Origin of the sequence: Rhizobium sp. EC-SD404 (assembly GCF_902498825.1) — a bacterium.
GTDB lineage: Bacteria > Pseudomonadota > Alphaproteobacteria > Rhizobiales > Rhizobiaceae > Georhizobium.
The window spans coordinates 3,122,812-3,138,601 of the sequence record NZ_LR701459.1; the positions used below are offsets into that span (position 1 = coordinate 3,122,812).

17 protein-coding genes are annotated in these 15,790 nt (G+C 62.2%); 14 read left to right on the forward strand and 3 right to left on the reverse strand.

The window, feature by feature from the left end; genetic code table 11:
- Positions 1 to 10 precede the first annotated feature (10 nt).
- The 9 genes from GC125_RS15865 to GC125_RS15905 all read left to right on the forward strand — a co-directional run bounded on the left by GC125_RS15865 (position 11) and on the right by GC125_RS15905 (position 9,522).
- The gene (locus GC125_RS15865) at positions 11 to 1,345 is read left to right on the forward strand and encodes an aromatic ring-hydroxylating dioxygenase subunit alpha (protein WP_151986535.1); all 1,335 of its coding nucleotides are present in this window, start codon (positions 11 to 13) and stop codon (positions 1,343 to 1,345) included.
- Positions 1,342 to 1,824, forward strand: coding sequence for an aromatic-ring-hydroxylating dioxygenase subunit beta (locus GC125_RS15870; protein ID WP_151986536.1), 483 nt, complete (start codon positions 1,342 to 1,344; stop codon positions 1,822 to 1,824). Before GC125_RS15865 ends, GC125_RS15870 begins: the two co-directional genes overlap by 4 nt.
- Positions 1,825 to 1,832: 8 nt before the next feature.
- On the forward strand, positions 1,833 to 3,470 hold the full coding sequence (locus GC125_RS15875; protein WP_151986537.1) for an AMP-binding protein: 1,638 nt from the start codon (positions 1,833 to 1,835) through the stop codon (positions 3,468 to 3,470).
- Complete coding sequence (locus GC125_RS15880; RefSeq protein ID WP_151986538.1) at positions 3,470 to 4,645, forward strand: thiolase family protein; 1,176 nt, start codon at positions 3,470 to 3,472, stop codon at positions 4,643 to 4,645. Before GC125_RS15875 ends, GC125_RS15880 begins: the two co-directional genes overlap by 1 nt.
- The gene (locus GC125_RS15885) at positions 4,642 to 5,901 is read left to right on the forward strand and encodes an SDR family NAD(P)-dependent oxidoreductase (protein ID WP_151986539.1); all 1,260 of its coding nucleotides are present in this window, start codon (positions 4,642 to 4,644) and stop codon (positions 5,899 to 5,901) included. Before GC125_RS15880 ends, GC125_RS15885 begins: the two co-directional genes overlap by 4 nt.
- Positions 5,898 to 6,704: a cyclase family protein gene (locus GC125_RS15890; RefSeq protein ID WP_151986540.1), complete on the forward strand. Its 807-nt coding sequence runs from the start codon at positions 5,898 to 5,900 to the stop codon at positions 6,702 to 6,704. The genes GC125_RS15885 and GC125_RS15890 overlap by 4 nt, the downstream gene beginning before the upstream one ends.
- On the forward strand, positions 6,701 to 7,432 hold the full coding sequence (locus tag GC125_RS15895) for an SDR family NAD(P)-dependent oxidoreductase (protein WP_151986541.1): 732 nt from the start codon (positions 6,701 to 6,703) through the stop codon (positions 7,430 to 7,432). The genes GC125_RS15890 and GC125_RS15895 overlap by 4 nt, the downstream gene beginning before the upstream one ends.
- A 141-nt stretch (positions 7,433 to 7,573) precedes the next feature.
- Entirely contained in the window at positions 7,574 to 8,413 is an 840-nt protein-coding gene (locus GC125_RS15900; protein WP_151986542.1) for a transglutaminase-like domain-containing protein, read from the forward strand.
- A 185-nt stretch (positions 8,414 to 8,598) separates the two neighbouring features.
- Positions 8,599 to 9,522 carry an AraC family transcriptional regulator gene (locus GC125_RS15905; RefSeq protein ID WP_151986543.1) on the forward strand — a complete coding sequence of 308 codons (924 nt, stop codon included), beginning with the start codon at positions 8,599 to 8,601 and terminating at the stop codon, positions 9,520 to 9,522.
- Between the two features lie 21 nt (positions 9,523 to 9,543).
- Here GC125_RS15905 and GC125_RS15910 read toward each other — a convergent pair whose 3' ends face one another.
- Entirely contained in the window at positions 9,544 to 10,470 is a 927-nt protein-coding gene (locus GC125_RS15910) for an oxidoreductase (RefSeq protein ID WP_151986544.1), read from the reverse strand.
- Between the two features lie 88 nt (positions 10,471 to 10,558).
- Entirely contained in the window at positions 10,559 to 11,152 is a 594-nt protein-coding gene (locus tag GC125_RS15915) for a class I SAM-dependent methyltransferase (protein WP_151986545.1), read from the reverse strand.
- Positions 11,153 to 11,338: 186 nt separating this feature from the next.
- Between GC125_RS15915 and GC125_RS15920 the strand changes: the two genes are divergently transcribed.
- Positions 11,339 to 12,238, forward strand: a complete 900-nt coding sequence (locus GC125_RS15920; protein WP_151986546.1) for an AraC family transcriptional regulator — start codon at positions 11,339 to 11,341, stop codon at positions 12,236 to 12,238.
- Here the strand turns inward: GC125_RS15920 and GC125_RS15925 are convergent.
- Complete coding sequence (locus GC125_RS15925) at positions 12,213 to 13,103, reverse strand: helix-turn-helix transcriptional regulator (protein WP_151987988.1); 891 nt, start codon at positions 13,101 to 13,103, stop codon at positions 12,213 to 12,215. The two genes, GC125_RS15920 and GC125_RS15925, sit on opposite strands and share 26 nt — an antisense overlap.
- 90 nt (positions 13,104 to 13,193) lie before the next feature.
- Here GC125_RS15925 and GC125_RS15930 point away from each other — a divergent pair, with 90 nt between their 5' ends.
- The 4 genes from GC125_RS15930 to GC125_RS15945 all read left to right on the forward strand — a co-directional run bounded on the left by GC125_RS15930 (position 13,194) and on the right by GC125_RS15945 (position 15,710).
- Positions 13,194 to 14,093: an SDR family oxidoreductase gene (locus GC125_RS15930; protein ID WP_151986547.1), complete on the forward strand. Its 900-nt coding sequence runs from the start codon at positions 13,194 to 13,196 to the stop codon at positions 14,091 to 14,093.
- Between the two features lie 145 nt (positions 14,094 to 14,238).
- A complete protein-coding gene (locus GC125_RS15935) occupies positions 14,239 to 14,622 on the forward strand; it encodes a VOC family protein (protein ID WP_151986548.1) in 384 nt (127 codons plus the stop codon).
- A gap of 54 nt (positions 14,623 to 14,676) precedes the next feature.
- Positions 14,677 to 15,324, forward strand: a complete 648-nt coding sequence (locus tag GC125_RS15940; RefSeq protein WP_151986549.1) for a glutathione S-transferase family protein — start codon at positions 14,677 to 14,679, stop codon at positions 15,322 to 15,324.
- A complete protein-coding gene (locus tag GC125_RS15945) occupies positions 15,321 to 15,710 on the forward strand; it encodes a cupin domain-containing protein (protein WP_151986550.1) in 390 nt (129 codons plus the stop codon). Before GC125_RS15940 ends, GC125_RS15945 begins: the two co-directional genes overlap by 4 nt.
- The last annotated feature ends 80 nt before the right edge of the window (positions 15,711 to 15,790 follow it).

Here is a 15,790-nt window from a genome sequence, read left to right on the forward strand (position 1 = left end):
GAGGAAGCTCATGAGCCACCATGCCAATGACCGCTCCGCCATCGCCGCCCTGGTGCGACCGACGGAGGTGCACCGCGACATCTACATCGACGAGGATGTCTTCCAGCTCGAGATGAAGCACCTCTTTGCCAATTGCTGGGTGTTCGTCGGCCATGACAGCCAGGCCCCGAACAAGGGCGATTACTTTACGACCGAAATCGGCACGCAGCCCGTCATCATGGTGCGCCATTCCGATGACAACATCTACGTCCTGCACAACCGCTGCCCGCACAAGGGCACCAAGATCGCCATCGACCGCGCCGGCAACACCGGCAAGTTCTTCCGCTGCCCCTACCATGCATGGTCGTTCAAGACGAATGGCTGTCTGCTCGCGATACCGCTGCGCAAAGGCTATAAAGATACAGGGCTCGAGGAGAGCGAAAGCGTCAAGGGCATGGCGCCCGTCGGTGCCGTCAAGAACTACCGCGGCTTCGTCTTCGCCCGCCTTGCACCGGAAGGCGTGTCCTTTGAGGATTTTTTCGGCGACTCCCTGAGTTCGATCGACAACATGGTCGACCGTTCGCCGGCCGGCCGGCTCGAAGTTGCCGGCCCCCCTCTTCGCTACATGCACCGGTGTAACTGGAAGATGCTGGTCGAGAACCAGACGGACACCTGCCATCCGATGGTCGCCCATGAAAGCTCCGCCGGCACGGCGATCAAGCTGTGGGAAGAGATGGAGAAGCCCGAAGGCACGAAGACACCGATGGCCATGGAGGTCATCGCACCCTTCATGTCGTCCTACGAATTCTTCGAGAACATGGGCATTCGCACCTGGCCGAACGGCCACGGACATACCGGCGTGCACCATTCGATCCACTCGGACTATTCCGCGATCCCCGGCTATTTCGAACAGATGTGCGAGGCCTATGGCGAAGAGCGCGCGCGAGAAATCCTCGGCGAGAACCGGCACAACACGGTCTATTTCCCGAACATCATGATCAAGGGCCCGATCCAGCAGCTCAGGCTCTTCAAGCCGATCTCGGCGAATAAGACGCTGGTTGAAAGCTACATCTATCGGCTCGTCGATGCGCCCGACATGCTTCTCCAGCGCACCGCCATGTACAACCGCCTCATTAACGCCCCCACCTCCATGGTCGGCCACGACGATCTGGAAATGTACGAGCGCGCGCAGGAGGGGCTGCATTCCGACGGCCTCGAATGGGTCAACGTCCAGCGTCTCTACGAGCCGGGTGAGAGTTTCGAGCAGGAGGCGATTGAGAACGGCACCACCGAGCGCCAGATGCGCAACCAGTTCGACGCCTGGACGAAATACATGACGATGACGATGGACGAGGCCGCCCAATGAGCGTGCCGAGCAAGGACGACCTCATCGATTTCGTCTACGAAGAAGCGCGCATGCTCGACGACGGACGCTTCGACGAATGGCTGAACCTCTGGATGCCCGATGGTCTCTATTGGATGCCGCTCGAATACAACCAGCAGGACGAGAACCTTGTCACCTCGCTGCTGCATGAGGATTTCTTCATGATCAAGCTGCGCGTCGAGCGCTTCAAGGGCGAACGCACCTTCTCGCAGAAGCCGAAGACGCGATGCCATCATGTCATCCAGCGTCCTTTCGTCGACAAGCTGGACACTGAGGCCGGCGAGTTCGTCACCCATACGGCGTTTCACTATGTCGAGACGCGGCTGGACGACCAGACGCTCCTGGCCGCGAATGCACGTCACGATCTAGTGCTGGTGGACGGCAAGCTGAAGATCAAACGCAAGCGCGTCGATCTCCTCAATTCCGACGCTGCCTTCGGCAACATCCAGATGTTCCTGTAGGGCGCGCCATGATCGAGATTGCGCCATATGCCACTGTCTACACCGCGCTGCAGTCCGCTGCACGCCGGTGGCCCGACCGCCCCTTCCTCAACGTGCTCGAAGAGACGGCACGCATTTACGGCATCGAAGCGCGTGAATGGACCTATGCCGAAGCTCTCGGCGATGTGGAACGCCTGCGCGATGCCTATGCTGCCGCAGGATACACGGCCGGCGGGCGCGTCATGCTTCTCATGGAGAACCGGCCGGCCTTTTTTCTCCACTGGTTCGCGCTGAATGCGCTCGGTCTGTCGGTCGTGCCGGTCAATCCGGACCTTCAATCGTCCGAACTCGAATATATGGCTGGACACGCAGAGCCGGTTCTGGCCGTCGCCATTCCCGCGCGTATTGCCGATCTTGAAAAGGCATCTTTAGCGTCAGGAGTCGGCTTTCCGGTCATCGCTCCGGACGCCACGCCGCCTGAACTTTCAGCGGAGCTGGCCAGGCGAATCGTCGCGCCAACAGGTGATTCGCTTACGCTTGAAGCGGCCATGCTCTATACGTCCGGCACGACGGGCAAGCCGAAAGGCTGTGTTCTCTCCAACCTCTATTTCCTCGCGGCCGGCCGCTGGTACGCCGAAGCTGGCGGGCTCTGCACGCTGAGCGAGGATGGCGAGCGGATGATCACGCCGTTGCCGATCTTCCACATGAATGCGATGGCCTATTCGCTGATGGCGATGATCGGCGTCGGCGGCTGCCTGACGGCGCTCGACCGTTTTCATCCGAAAAGCTGGTGGCAGAGTGTGCGCCAGTCCCGCGCGACCTGCCTGCACTATCTCGGCGTCATGCCCTCCATCCTCATGAAGGCCGAACCGGCCGATGCCGACCGGGATCACGATGTCCGCTTCGGCTTCGGCGCCGGCATCGATCCGAAATTGCACGGCCCGTTCGAAGATCGTTTCGGCATCCCGCTCGTCGAGGCATGGGCCATGACGGAGACTGGCGCCGGCGCCGTGATCGCTGCCAATGTCGAGCCGCGCAAGCGCGGAACGAGCTGCCTCGGCCAGCCGCGCGGCGGCGTCGAGGCGCGCATCGTCACCGACGCGGGCAACGAGGCGGCGGTAAACGAACCTGGCGAACTTTTGGTCCGGCACGCCGGCGACGATCCGCGCTACGGTTTCTTCTCCGAGTACTACAAGAACCCGGAGGCAGCGGCGGAGGCCTGGGCCGACGGCTGGTTCCACACGGGCGATATCGTACGGCGCGATGGCGATGGCGACTTTTTCTTCGTCGACCGCAAGAAAAACGTTATCCGTCGATCAGGCGAAAATATCGCTGCGGTCGAGGTGGAATCGATCCTGATGCAGCACCCGGATATCAGATCGGCAGCGGTGGCCGCCGCACCGGACGAGATACGCGGAGACGAGGTCTTTGCGTGCCTGGTCGTCGATGGCGAACGCACGGATGCGAAAGCCCGTGCCATCGTTTCCTGGTGCCTGGAACGGGTCGCCTATTACAAGGCGCCCGGCTACGTCGCCTTTCTCGATGCCCTGCCGCTGACCGCGACGCAGAAGATCCAGCGCGGTGAGTTGAAAACCCTCGTGCCCCATTTGATGGCTGATCCCGCAACGATCGACACGCGATCCATGAAGAAGCGGCAGGCCGCCTGATGGCGCGTTCGCGGCAAGCCTATGATGGCGTGGTGCTCGCCGCTCCCACCACGATCCCCTATCAGCGCTTCTCGACCGACACGGCGCACTGGTGGATTGCCCGCGCGCTCGCGGAGTGCCTAAAGACGGCAGGCATCCGGCCCGCGGACCTCGATGGTTTCGCCGTATCCAGTTTCAGCCTTTTTCCCGACACCGCAGTTGGACTGACCCAACACCTCGGCCTCACGCCACGGTGGCTCGACCATATCCCCATGGGTGGCGCAAGCGGGATCGCAGCCCTTCGGCGTGCAGCGCGCGCCGTGCAGGCGGGTGACGTCGATGTGGTCGCCTGTGTTGCCGGCGACACGAACCAGGTCGACAGCTTTCGCCGCATGCTCTCGAGCTTCTCGCGCTTTGCGCAGGATGCCTCCTATCCATATGGCGCCGGCGGCCCGAATGCTTCCTTCGCCTTGCTGACCGACCACTACATGCAGAAATTCGGGGCGACGCGTGAAGATTTCGGCCGCATTTGCGTGGCGCAGCGCGACAATGCGCTGAAGAACCCGCATGCCGTGATGAAAGCGCCGCTGACGCTGGATCAATATCTTTCGGCGCGGATGATCTCCGACCCTATCGCCCTGTTCGATTGCGTGATGCCTGTCGCCGGTTCGGAGGCGTTTCTCGTGATGCGCGAAGATGACGCCCGCGCCGCCGGTCTGCCTCACGCACATATCCGCTCGACCATCGAGCGGCACAATGCTTTCCCGGAGGATGCCATCCAGATGCGTGGCGGCTGGGAGATGGACATCGACGAGCTCTATGCGATGGCTGATGCGAAGTCTGACGATGTCGATCTCCTCCAGACCTATGACGACTATCCCGTGATCTCGATGATGCAGTTCGAGGATTTGGGCTTCTGCGCCAAAGGCGAAGGCCCGGAATTCGTGCGCGGCAAGGATCTCACCATCGGCGGCGACTTTCCGCACAACACGTCCGGCGGCCAGCTCTCGGCCGGTCAGGCGGGTGCGGCCGGCGGCTACATCGGTCTCGTCGAAGCGATCCGGCAGGTGACCGGAACGGCCGGGCCGACACAGGTGGCCGGGGCAAGGACCGCGATGGTCTCGGGTTTCGGCATGATCAATTACGACCGCGGTGTCTGCTCCAACGTCGCCATCATATCGGGACCGGGCGCATGACCAATCCGCTTTCCCCGCCCCCCAGGAAAGACCCCCAGAAGCGCACGCGCGTTCCGTCGCTGCCGTCCGGCATGCGCAGCCGTGCAGCACTCGGGCTGGCGGTTGCCGCCTCAGAAGGCCGTTTCATGCTGCAGGGCTGCGAAGCCTGTGGCGCGCTGCAGTATCCGCCGCGCGATGCCTGCTCGACATGCCTTTCGGTCGATCTCAAATGGCGCGACGTGGACCCGACAGGCCAGTTGATCGCGGAGACGACGGTTCGAACCTCGACCAGCGTCTACTTTCGTGAACGGACGCCGTGGCGCATCGGCACGGTCCAGCTCGATGCGGGTCCATCGGTGATGGCGCATGTGCACGGCGATGTCGCGCGCGAAGCGTCCGTGCGGCTCATCAATCGCCTCGACAAATCAGGCCAGGGCGTCTTCTTCGCTCTGCCCGTGGATGGGAGTGCCAACATGGCGGACGATCCTCAACTGCGCGAACTGACCGCCGATCCGAAATTCCGCCGCGTGCTCATCACCGATGCGCGCAACGAGAATTCGGTGGCAATCGCCAAGGCGTTTGCGGATGCGGGCGCCGCGACCATCTTCGTCGGCGAACCGGAAGGCTGGCGTCCCTACCCGCATCGCGCAGCGTTGGCAGCAATCGCCAATGTTGCGATCGTTCCGCTCGACGTCACTGACACGCAATCGGTGACCGAACTTGCCGGAGAGATCGGCGGCAAGACCGACATACTCGTCAACAATGCGCGTTTCGTCCGCCCAGGCGGGATCATGGATCGCGGCGACACCGTTTTCGCCCGCGACGAATTCGAGACCAACGTGCTCGGCCTGATGCGACTGGCCCAGGCCTTCGGCCCCGCAATGCGGAACCGCGGCGCCGACGGCGTCAACAGCGCTGCCGCCTGGGTCAACATCCTGTCCGTGTATGCCTACGCCAACATGCCGGCCTTTGGCGTCTTCTCGGCGTCCAACGCAGCCGCGCTGTCGTTGTCGCAGTGCCTCCGAGCAGAAATGGCGCCGGGCGGCGTGCGCGTCCTCAACGTCTATACCGGCCCCACCGAAGACGAGTGGCACCAGCCGCTACCGCCACCCAAAGTCGCGCCCTCCGCGCTTGCGCGATCCGTCGTGTCGGGGCTGAAGGACGGGCTTGAGGATGTCTATGTCGGCGATGTCGCCAAGGATTTGATAGAGCGCTGGCGCCAGGGTCCGAAGCTACTGGAGCGCGAGATGATTGCCGAGGCGGGAGAAGGCCGATGAACGCGGTCAATACCACAAGCGCCGATCTGCTGGCGCATATGGCGGGCGCGATCGCCTCCGGCAGCATCGAAGTGGTGGATCTCACCCACACGCTCGACCAGGACTTTCCGGTGATCGTTCTGCCACCGGAATTCGGCCAATGCGCCCGCTTCCGCATGGAGGAGATCTCCGCCTACGACCATCGCGGGCCCGCCTGGAAATGGCACAATATCAGGCTGTGCGAACATACTGGCACGCATTTCGACGCGCCGTCGCACTGGATTTCCGGCCGCGACATCCCGAACGGCAATGTCGACGAAATCCCGGTCGATCGCTTCGTCGGGCCGGTCTGCGTGATCGATTGCTCGTCGGACGCGCGTGAGAACGACGATTTCGAGCTGACGCCCGAGATCATCCTCGATTGGGAAAAGTCCCATGGGCCGATCCCGGCCGATTGCTGGGTGCTGATGCGCACAGACTGGTCGAAACGGCGCGGTGCCGATTATCTCAACATGCGCGACGACGGCCCCCATTCGCCCGGCCCGACACCGGAAGCAATCCGCCTGCTCGTCGAAGAGCGTGGCATTCGCGGTTTCGGCACGGAGACGGTGGGCACGGACGCCGGCCAGGGCATGCATTATACGCCGCCCTACCCCGCGCACTTCATTCTGCATGGCGCCGGTCGCTACGGGCTGCAATGCCTCAACAATCTCGACCGCCTGCCGCCGACCGGCGCGGTGATCGTGGCGACCCCGCTCAAAATCAAGAAGGGCACGGGCAGCCCGCTGCGCGTCATCGCGCTCGTACCGGGAAAAGACGTATGAGCAAGGTTCAGTTCACGGCCGTCATTACTGGCGGCAACAAGGGCATCGGCGCCGATCTCGCCGATCGTCTTCTGGAACAGGGCTATAATGTCGTGTCGGTTGCACGCCGAGCGCCGGAAAAATCGCATGACCGGCTGTTTTCGGTGGAAGCCGATCTTCTCGATGCGGACGCCGTGAAGCAGGCGGCCGCGGCGATCGCGAAGAACCACTACGTTACACATCTGATCCACAATGCCGGCCTCATCTGGCCGAACCTGATCGAAGACGCAAAGCCGGAGGACATCACCGGCCTCGCGCAGCTTCATCTCGGTTCCGCACTGACGCTGCTTCAGGCATTTCTGCCGGCGATGAAAGAGGGGCACTTCGGTCGCGTCATGTTCAATGCCTCGCGCGCAGCGCTTGGCGCACCGACGCGCACTGCCTACAGCGCCTCAAAGGCCGGCATGATCGGTATGGCGCGGACTTGGGCGCTGGAATTGGCAAGGCACGGCATCACGGTGAACGTCGTCGCGCCCGGCCCGATCCTGACGGACAATTTCTGGGGCATCATCCCCAAGGACAGCGACCGCGAGGCGGAACTGGCCACAAAGATCCCCGTGGGTCGCCTCGGCACTGTGGAAGACGTGACAAACGCCTTCCTGTTCTTCTGCGACCCGAAATCCAGCTTCGTCACGGGCCAGACGCTCTATGTCTGCGGCGGCGCCAGCGTCGGCGGGTCGATTCTGTAGGTCGCACCTCACCCGCCATTGCCCCACCCCGCCAATCTGAAGCCGGCCGCTGAGACGGTATTGCAAAACGCGCCTGCCCGGCTTGGCAGTGGGTGCGGCGCATCATAGGGTCGATGTTCCTCCAACAAGGCATTTCACCCAATGGCGACGAAGTTCATTCTCGGCTGCGACCTTTCCTATGAGATTCAGTCCGAGGCCGTTTTCATTTTCAACTTCGAGGTCGCCAGGCTCGCTCGACATCTGGATGTCAGCGAGACGCTCACGATCTCCGCAGGCGACAATCGACGGACATACACCGACCCGACCTCGCTCAACCGCTTTCTCAGCATCACCGCACAGCCCGGACCACTAAATGTCCGCTATCGGGCGGAGGTCACTCTGGATGCCTATTCTGCGGACCCTGCCTCGATCGAAGAGACGCCGCTCGCCGATCTTCCCCTCGAGATCATGCCATTCCTGCTGCCGACGCGTTTCGTCTCGTCCGACAGGCTGGCAGCCTTCGCCAATCGGGAATTCGGCCACATGATGCGCGGCCACAGCCTGGTGACCGCGATCTGCAACTGGATCTACGAGAACATCGACTACGAGCGCGGCTCCTCCGATTCGCAGACCACGGCCGATGAAAGCCTCATCCTGCGGGCCGGTGTATGCCGCGATTTCGCCCATCTCGGCATCGCCTTCTGCCGCGCCTTGAACATCCCCGCGCGCTTCGTCAGCTGCTATGCCCACGGTCTCCACCCGTCCGACTTCCATGCCGTCTTTGAAGCTTATCTTGATGGACGCTGGTGGCTCTTCGATGCCACGCGCCAGGCCCATCTCGATGGACTGGTGAGGATCGGCGTCGGCCGCGATGCCGCCGAGGTGGCGTTTGCCACGCCGTTCGGCGAGGTCGAGCCCGGCCCGGTCACCATCATGATCGAGCGAACCGACGGCATCGCCGACGCGGATTTGCGAACATCGGATGCGGTGAGCACGGAATAGCAGCACAATTTAAACATCGGGTACCTGGGCTCTGCCCGGTATCCGATGCCATGCTGGAAATCGCTGGCCGCGCTGCGCGAAGCCACCGCTAAAATCATGGATCGATCCTCCGGGATGCTTGCACGATCGTCCGAAAGAACGCGGCCGGTTCTTTTCGCCGACGGCCCTGTGTGCAAGAAAGCGTCATGCAAAACCTTGCCCAACTCGTCGACATTCTCGGCCGACAGACGCCGACCGACGGCTCCCATCGCTGTCCGCTTCCCGGCGTGAAGCTCATCCGTTCGTCCTCGCCGACCATGCCGATGCCGGTGATCTACGAACCGACGCTTTGTCTTGTGGCGCAAGGACGCAAGCGGGCCATGCTCGGCAACAGCAGCTATGTCTACGATCCCACGAGCTACCTGATTGCTTCTGTGGACTTGCCTGTCATGGGTTCGGTCATCGAGGCCACCCCCGATCGGCCTTATCTCTGCCTTCAGATCGATCTCGATATGGATGTTCTCGGCGAGATGATCGTCCGCTACCCGCCGCGCAGTTCACAACAGCCGGCAAAGGCCGCAGGCTTGTCGCTCAATCGAACGACACCGCCGCTTCTTGATGCAGCGATACGTCTGGCGCGCCTTCTCGAAACGCCGGAGGATATCGACGCGCTCGCGCCTTTGGCGATGAGTGAAATCCTCTATCGCCTGCTCAGCGGCGAGAGCGGAGCGACCATCCGCCAGATGGCTCAGTCCGACAGCCGGCTCAATCAGATTGCCCGTGCCATCGTCTGGATCAAGACGCATTTCAGGGATGCCTGCCCAATCGAGATGGCAGCGGAAATCGCAGGCATGAGCCGCTCGACCTTCCACGTGCATTTCAAGGCGACCACCTCGCTCAGCCCGCTGGAGTATCGCACCCATTTGCGTCTGCAGGAGGCGCAACGCCTCATGGTGGGCTCCGGCCTCGATGCGGCAAGTGCAGGGTTCGAGGTAGGATATGCGAGCCCGTCGCAGTTCAGCCGCGACTACAGTCGCATCTTCGGGATGCCGCCCTCGAAACATGTCGCCGGACTGAAGCACGAACCGGCTAGCCCGTCACGAAGGTCGGAACGAGCCGCGGCGGCCTGACCTTATAACGGCTCGCAGCAGCTAAAGTGCTTCGCCGAACCGGACATTGGTCATGTCTTCGGACACATCCCAGAGTTTTCGCGCCACGTTTTCGTCCGCCGCCTGAGGGATCGGCTTGGCGACGACCGGATAGCCTCGCGTCTCCCCCAGGCGGTGGGGTCCGTAATATCCGCCGGGCTGCGCATCGGGGGCCGTCGCCGCGTAAAGTGTGGGAAGCGCGCCCTGTGCCGCGGGCTGGAACAGGAACCAAAGGAACGTCCGGGCGATACCGTTGAGGCTCCGGCGGCCCGGCGCATTGTGCAGGAGATCCGTTCGCGAAACGCCGGGATGTGCGGCGATACTCGCGATGCCCCAGTTCGCCGCGTCGCTGCGACGCTGAAGCTCGTAGGCGAACATCAGGCAAGCCAGCTTCGACTGGCTGTAGATCGGCATCGGCGTGTAGGATCGCTCGGCATTAAGGTTCGCAAAGTCGATCGCACCCTGTCTTGCCGCGACGCTCGACAAACTGACGACGCGCGACCGGTCCCCTCTGGTGAGCAACGGCAACAACTGCGCGGTGAGCGCGAAATGTCCGAGATAGTTGGTCCCGATCTGCAATTCGAAACCGTCTTCCGTCATCTGCCGTGTGGGCGGGACCATGATGCCGGCATTGTTGATCAGCACATCGAGCCTGCTTCTCGTCCGCCGCAGGCGTTCACCGAAAGCGGTAATGGAGGTGAGGCTGGCAAGATCGAGCATCTCGAAGCTGATCGTCGCGCCAGCGACCGACGCGCGGATCTTGTTCACTGCTTCCTCCCCTTTCGAGGCATTGCGGCCGGCGAGGATGACCTCGCCTCCCGCTCGCGCCAGCGCCAGGCCACATTCGTAGCCGAGGCCACCCGTACCGGTGACGACGAAGCTCCGTCCGGCCTGCGAAGGCATGTCGGTGGCGGTCCAGTTCGTTTTCATGATCGTGCCTTGTGGTGATTGTCGACGCAAAGCGCCCTCGGCGACCGGGCGTCGCCGTTGGAACGGAGCGTTCGTGGATGGGGGGTGGTTAGATGGAAGGCGTTGACGGCGTCCGCCTGCGGATACGGTAGACCGCGGCGGGCGGCAGGTTCCGCCAGGTTCCACCGACCCGCTCGGCCTCGAGCCCAAGGCGATCGAGGATCGATGCTCCAATCGGACACTGCGGGCCGTAGGTGAACTGATAGAATGTGCCTGATGGGCGCAAATAGGAAAACGCACCGGACAGGATCGACATCACGGCGCGCGGCGACATCGAGAGAAGCCCGAGGCCGCTGATGACCGCTCCCGCCTGGCCACCCGCGAAGAGCTGCATCCCTTTGAGTTTGGTCGCATTGCCATGCACGACTGTTGCATTCGGAAAGCGCAGGCGCAGCAGGTCGGCGAATTCATCGTCGAACTCGACGAGCGTCAGGTTCTCTTCCCCGATGCCGCGGTCGACCAGCGCCTGCGTGAAAACGCCAGTACCCGGACCGAGCTCCAGAACCGGCACATCTGCAGCCGCGATGTTCTCCGTCATCAACCGAGCCAGGGGCGCGCCGGATGGTGCGATCGCTGCAACGCGCAAAGGATCCTGAAGCCAGGAACGGAAGAAGCGCGCGCCATCCGTCGATGCACACGGCATGCGGTCTGGTCCTTGAGGCTGGGGCAGCATGGGGAACCTTTGAACTGTTTCTGTGAGACCACTATGGCGGGTGGCACCGCTTCGTTCGCGCTTGAACCGGCAAAAAACTTGCCTGATCCTCCAACCTACTTTCGCCCAGATGGCGGTTTGTCTACGGTGACGAGATCGAAGGCCGACGAGGACCAGATGCCTATAGCAGACCTGACGCAGACAGTCGCACACTACGTCGCGGCCCATCGTGGCCCGGACGCGGTTTCTGCAACGCCGATGCGCGATGTCAGCATCATGTGCAGCACGCAGGCGCGCCTGCCCTTCCGCCATATCTACAAGCCTTCGCTCTGCGTCGTGGTTCAAGGCAGCAAAAAGATCGAACTGGAAGACCAGATTTTCGACTACTCGGCCGGCACCGCGCTCATCGTCAGCGTGGAGCTGCCCGGCTTTGGAAGCGTCACCCAGGCGTCAAAGGCCGTCCCGTTTTTGGGAATGACGATCGAGTTCGATATCGGTCTTATGCGTGAAGTCATGGAGCAGATGACCAACCCTCTGAGACCTGCCGGCGAGCGTCTCGCGGTCTTTGTCGAGCAGCTCTCAGAGCCAGTCCAGGACTGCCTCGATCGCCTGGTACGGCTCTTCGACAGGCCGGAAGCGGTGCCGGTTCTCTATCCATCGATCATGAAGGAGCTCTATTACTGGTTACTGACCGGGCCGAACGGCCGCGAGATCTGCAAGATCGCGCACAGCGACAGCCACACGCAGCGCATTGCCGATGCGATCTACCTAATGCGGGAGCATATCGCCCGTCCGCTCAGCATTGAGGACATGGCCAGCGCCGCCCGAATGGGGGTCTCCTCGTTTCACCAGCACTTCAAAATGCTGACCAGCATGACACCGCTCCAGTACCACAAGCAGCTGCGGCTGCTGGAAGCGCGCCGGCTGATGGTCGTCGAGGCCGCCAATGTCACGAGCGCCGCTTTCCATGTGGGCTATGAAAGCCCATCGCAGTTCAGTCGCGAATACGCGCGCCTCTTCGGGCAGGCACCAAAGCGCGATTCCATGGCGCTCAAGTCGTTGGGCGCTGCTCTGTAACGGGCAGGTCACCGGCACCGACAGGCAAACCGATGCTGTCACTTTCAGCGCAGAGTTGGCGCATCTTGTCGATGTCGCGCTCGGTCGCGGGGTTATAGACCATAAGCTTGAGATCGGGCCGACCGTCGATGGCAAAGGATGAGAATTCGAAAGTCATCTCGCCCATACGCGCATGCCGGATGGTTTTTGCGCCCTCCCCGGACGACTGGACGTTCTGCTCGGTCCAAAGGCGCACGAAATCCACGCTTCTGGCACTGAGTTCGGCGACGAGCTGTCTGGCGTGATCATCGTCGCCGATCCGTGCCGTTTCGGCACGGAATGTCGCCACCAGGAATCGCGCCACCGCTTCCCAGTCCGCTTGGGCCGCGCGTGTAGAGGGGTCCAGAAACATGCGCCGCAGGATATTCCGATCGTCCGGCGCCAGGGCCTCGTAGTCGGTAAGGGCGAGGCGTGCGGCCCGGTTCCAGCCGATGATGTCCCAGGTCGATGTTGCAATGGTCGCCGGGATCAAGGGCATGGCATCGAGCAATCGTTGAAGCCGCCAGGATATGCTCTCTCTCTGCGCCACCCGTGCTTTCGGTGGGCGGCCGATCCCGACCAGAAACAGATGCTCCCGCTCAGCTTCCGTCATCAACAGCGCATCGGCGAGGCTGTCCAGCACGCGCGGTGACGGCGCACCACCGCGCCCCTGCTCGAGCCAAGTGTACCAGGTCGTGCTGATGTGCGCGCGCTGGGCCACTTCCTCGCGCCTCAGGCCACGCGTACGCCGCCGGCCGCCCAGCCCGAGCGCTGCAGGGTCGAGCCGCGTCCGCCTATCCCGCAAGAAGGCCCCAAGGCGCGTCGGCTGCTCGGGTGAGCTGTCCATCATGGTAGCCATTATACCCCTATAAGCTCACATCTTTAACTGTTTGCAGATTGGCCGATATTGCCGCCATCAGCAATGTGGAGATGAGCAATGAGAATATTCGTGACAGGCGCCACCGGCTTCATCGGCTCGGCGATCGTGCAGGAACTTTTGGCCTATGGGCACACGGTCTTGGGCCTCGCGCGCTCGGACGCGAGTGAAGAAAAGCTGCAAGCCGCAGGTGCCGAAGCTCTTCGCGGCGACCTGCAAGATCTGGATGCGCTTCGCAAAGGTGCCGAGACATCCGACGCCGTCATCCATGCCGGATTCGTGCATGACTTCTCGCGTTTCGCGGAAGCCTGCACCATCGACCGCGTCGCGATCGAAACGCTCGGCGCAGCAATCGCGCAAACCGGCAAACCAATGATCGTCACGGCAGGCGTCGCCTTTTTGAACTCAGCCGATGCCGTGACCGTCGAAATGGATCAAGCTTTTCCCCCGACGGACATCTATCCGCGCGCGTCGGAACAGACCGCGAGGGCGCTCACCGAACGCGGGATTCCGGTCGGTGTCGTGCGGCTTCCCCCTTCGGTTCACGGCGAGGGCGACCACGCCTTCGTCCCGATGCTGATCGACATGGCGCGACGCACCGGCCGGTCGGCCTATATCGACGAGGGCACGAATGCCTGGTCGGCGGTCCATGTGAAGGATGCCGCAGCCTGTTTCCGCTTGGCCATCGAACAAAGCCAGACCTCAGAGACGTGGCATGCCGTGACCGAGGAAGCCATCCCGTTCAGGCACATCGCAGAACTGATCGGAGAACGACTGAATCTCCCGAGCGTCTCGCTGTCGCCGGCCGAAGCACAACAGCATTTCGACTGGTTCTTCCCCTTCGCTTCCATCGATCAGCCCACCTCCAGCGAGATTACGCGCAGAAAGCTTGGCTGGCAGCCCATCGAGCCAGATCTTCTGACCGACATGAGGCACGCCGGCTACTTCGAAGCCAGTTGAGGGGCCTGGTCGCTGCAGGCAAAGCGGCCGCTTTCCGCGCCACCCTGCAGCCGCGGCATGAAAATCGCATGATTTTGAGGCTTGATGTCGGATCCGGGGCGCGTCTTGCGTCCTTGGATTATGCTCGATGGAAAGGAGAACTTCCATGACCGGACTTCAAGCCAAATCATCCTCCGCGATCGTCGCGGTGCATGACCTTGCGAGGGCGAAGCATTTCTATGGCGATGTCCTGGGCCTCGAACTCAGCGACGATGCGACGGAGGCAGTGCTGGTCTATAAGACCGGCCAGACGCATCTCGTCGTCTACCCCTCCGAATCCGCGGGTACGAACCGGGCAAACGCCGTGGTTTGGGGCTGCGGTTCCGATCTCGACGCGATCACGAACGCGTTGCGCGCAAAGGGCGTGACGTTCGAGCACTATGAGATGGATGGCGCGACCTATGAGGACGGCATCCATAGCGCCGACGGCTTCAAGATGGTCTGGTTGAAGGATCCCGACGGCAACATCCTGCATTTGAACAGTGCATAGGCGAGCCGCATTGCTGCCCCCTGCCAACGCCAATGCTCAATCGGAGGTCCGAGAATGTCCAACCATCTGATCATCTGGACATATGACTGGGTGCCGGAGGGTCCCCGCGGCTTCGTGCGCGACGCACGGTTGCGGTGGGCCTGCGAGGAAGCCGGCCTCGACTATCATGTCAAAACCGTCTCCTTCGAAGACCGCGGCCCTTCGCACTTCGCACGCCAACCTTTCGGACAGGTGCCGTTTCTGGAAGACGACGGAATCGTCATGTTCGAAAGCGGCGCTGCAGTTCTGCATCTCGCTGCCAAGAGTGAGACCTTGATGCCGTCCGACCCTCAAGGTGCCGCCGAAACGCGGCAATGGATCATCGCGGCGTTGAACTCCATCGAAATGGTCAGCGTTCCGTGGTGGTTCGTCGGCATGTCCAACCCCGATATCAACCCGCTTGAAGACTGGCTGACTTCACGCCTCGAACATCTCGAGACGGTGCTCGCCGAACGGGAATGGCTGGCGGCAGGCCGTTTCACTGCCGCCGATCTTCTGATGGCGGACGTGCTCCGAGTCCCGAAATTGCGCGCATTCGGGACGTTCCCGGCACTTACCGCCTATGTCGACCGAGTCTGTTCGCGCCCGGCGTTTGAAAAAGCGAAGGCCGACCAGATCGCGCATTTCGCACAAGCAGATGCGCAGCGGGAGCTGGCGAAATGACGGACAAGACCTTTGAAGACGATGCGTTGGAGCCGGAAGGCGGAAAACCAGGTTTGGCGAGACTGTTCAACCCCGCGCTCAAGGGACCCTGGCGCGGATCGATCGCGGGTGAAGCGCTCGGGGCGCCGGTCACGGTGCTCGCCTACGGAACGGATCAGATCGGCGACGGCCCTCGCCTTCACGTGCACCCTTACGACGAAGTCTTCGTCGTCATAGAGGGTCGCGGCCGATTTTTCGTGGGAGACACGGTCGTGGATGCCACTGCGGGCGAAATCGTCTTTGGCCCGGCCGGCATCCCGCACCGCTTCGAGAACTTAGGCCCGGGCCGTGTCCAGACCGTCGACATCCATCATTCACCACGCTGGATCCAGACCGATCTCGATTAGCCTGCACGAAGTGGAACGAAATAGAAACTTTATCCGCTTGCAGTCAATCCACCCTGGTGACAGTGTCCGCCGGCAAAGTC

Coding starts and splice junctions, on each gene's coding strand:
- GC125_RS15885 (WP_151986539.1), top strand. CDS start 4,642: ATGACCAATCCGCTTTCCCCGCCCCCCAGGAAAGACCCCCAGAAGCGC.
- GC125_RS15920 (WP_151986546.1), top strand. CDS start 11,339: ATGCCTATAGCAGACCTGACGCAGACAGTCGCACACTACGTCGCGGCC.
- GC125_RS15900 (WP_151986542.1), top strand. CDS start 7,574: ATGGCGACGAAGTTCATTCTCGGCTGCGACCTTTCCTATGAGATTCAG.
- GC125_RS15870 (WP_151986536.1), top strand. CDS start 1,342: ATGAGCGTGCCGAGCAAGGACGACCTCATCGATTTCGTCTACGAAGAA.
- GC125_RS15865 (WP_151986535.1), top strand. CDS start 11: ATGAGCCACCATGCCAATGACCGCTCCGCCATCGCCGCCCTGGTGCGA.
- GC125_RS15910 (WP_151986544.1), bottom strand. CDS start 10,470: ATGAAAACGAACTGGACCGCCACCGACATGCCTTCGCAGGCCGGACGG.
- GC125_RS15940 (WP_151986549.1), top strand. CDS start 14,677: ATGTCCAACCATCTGATCATCTGGACATATGACTGGGTGCCGGAGGGT.
- GC125_RS15890 (WP_151986540.1), top strand. CDS start 5,898: ATGAACGCGGTCAATACCACAAGCGCCGATCTGCTGGCGCATATGGCG.
- GC125_RS15930 (WP_151986547.1), top strand. CDS start 13,194: ATGAGAATATTCGTGACAGGCGCCACCGGCTTCATCGGCTCGGCGATC.
- GC125_RS15880 (WP_151986538.1), top strand. CDS start 3,470: ATGGCGCGTTCGCGGCAAGCCTATGATGGCGTGGTGCTCGCCGCTCCC.
- GC125_RS15895 (WP_151986541.1), top strand. CDS start 6,701: ATGAGCAAGGTTCAGTTCACGGCCGTCATTACTGGCGGCAACAAGGGC.
- GC125_RS15875 (WP_151986537.1), top strand. CDS start 1,833: ATGATCGAGATTGCGCCATATGCCACTGTCTACACCGCGCTGCAGTCC.
- GC125_RS15915 (WP_151986545.1), bottom strand. CDS start 11,152: ATGCCGTGTGCATCGACGGATGGCGCGCGCTTCTTCCGTTCCTGGCTT.
- GC125_RS15925 (WP_151987988.1), bottom strand. CDS start 13,103: ATGGACAGCTCACCCGAGCAGCCGACGCGCCTTGGGGCCTTCTTGCGG.
- GC125_RS15905 (WP_151986543.1), top strand. CDS start 8,599: ATGCAAAACCTTGCCCAACTCGTCGACATTCTCGGCCGACAGACGCCG.
- GC125_RS15945 (WP_151986550.1), top strand. CDS start 15,321: ATGACGGACAAGACCTTTGAAGACGATGCGTTGGAGCCGGAAGGCGGA.
- GC125_RS15935 (WP_151986548.1), top strand. CDS start 14,239: ATGACCGGACTTCAAGCCAAATCATCCTCCGCGATCGTCGCGGTGCAT.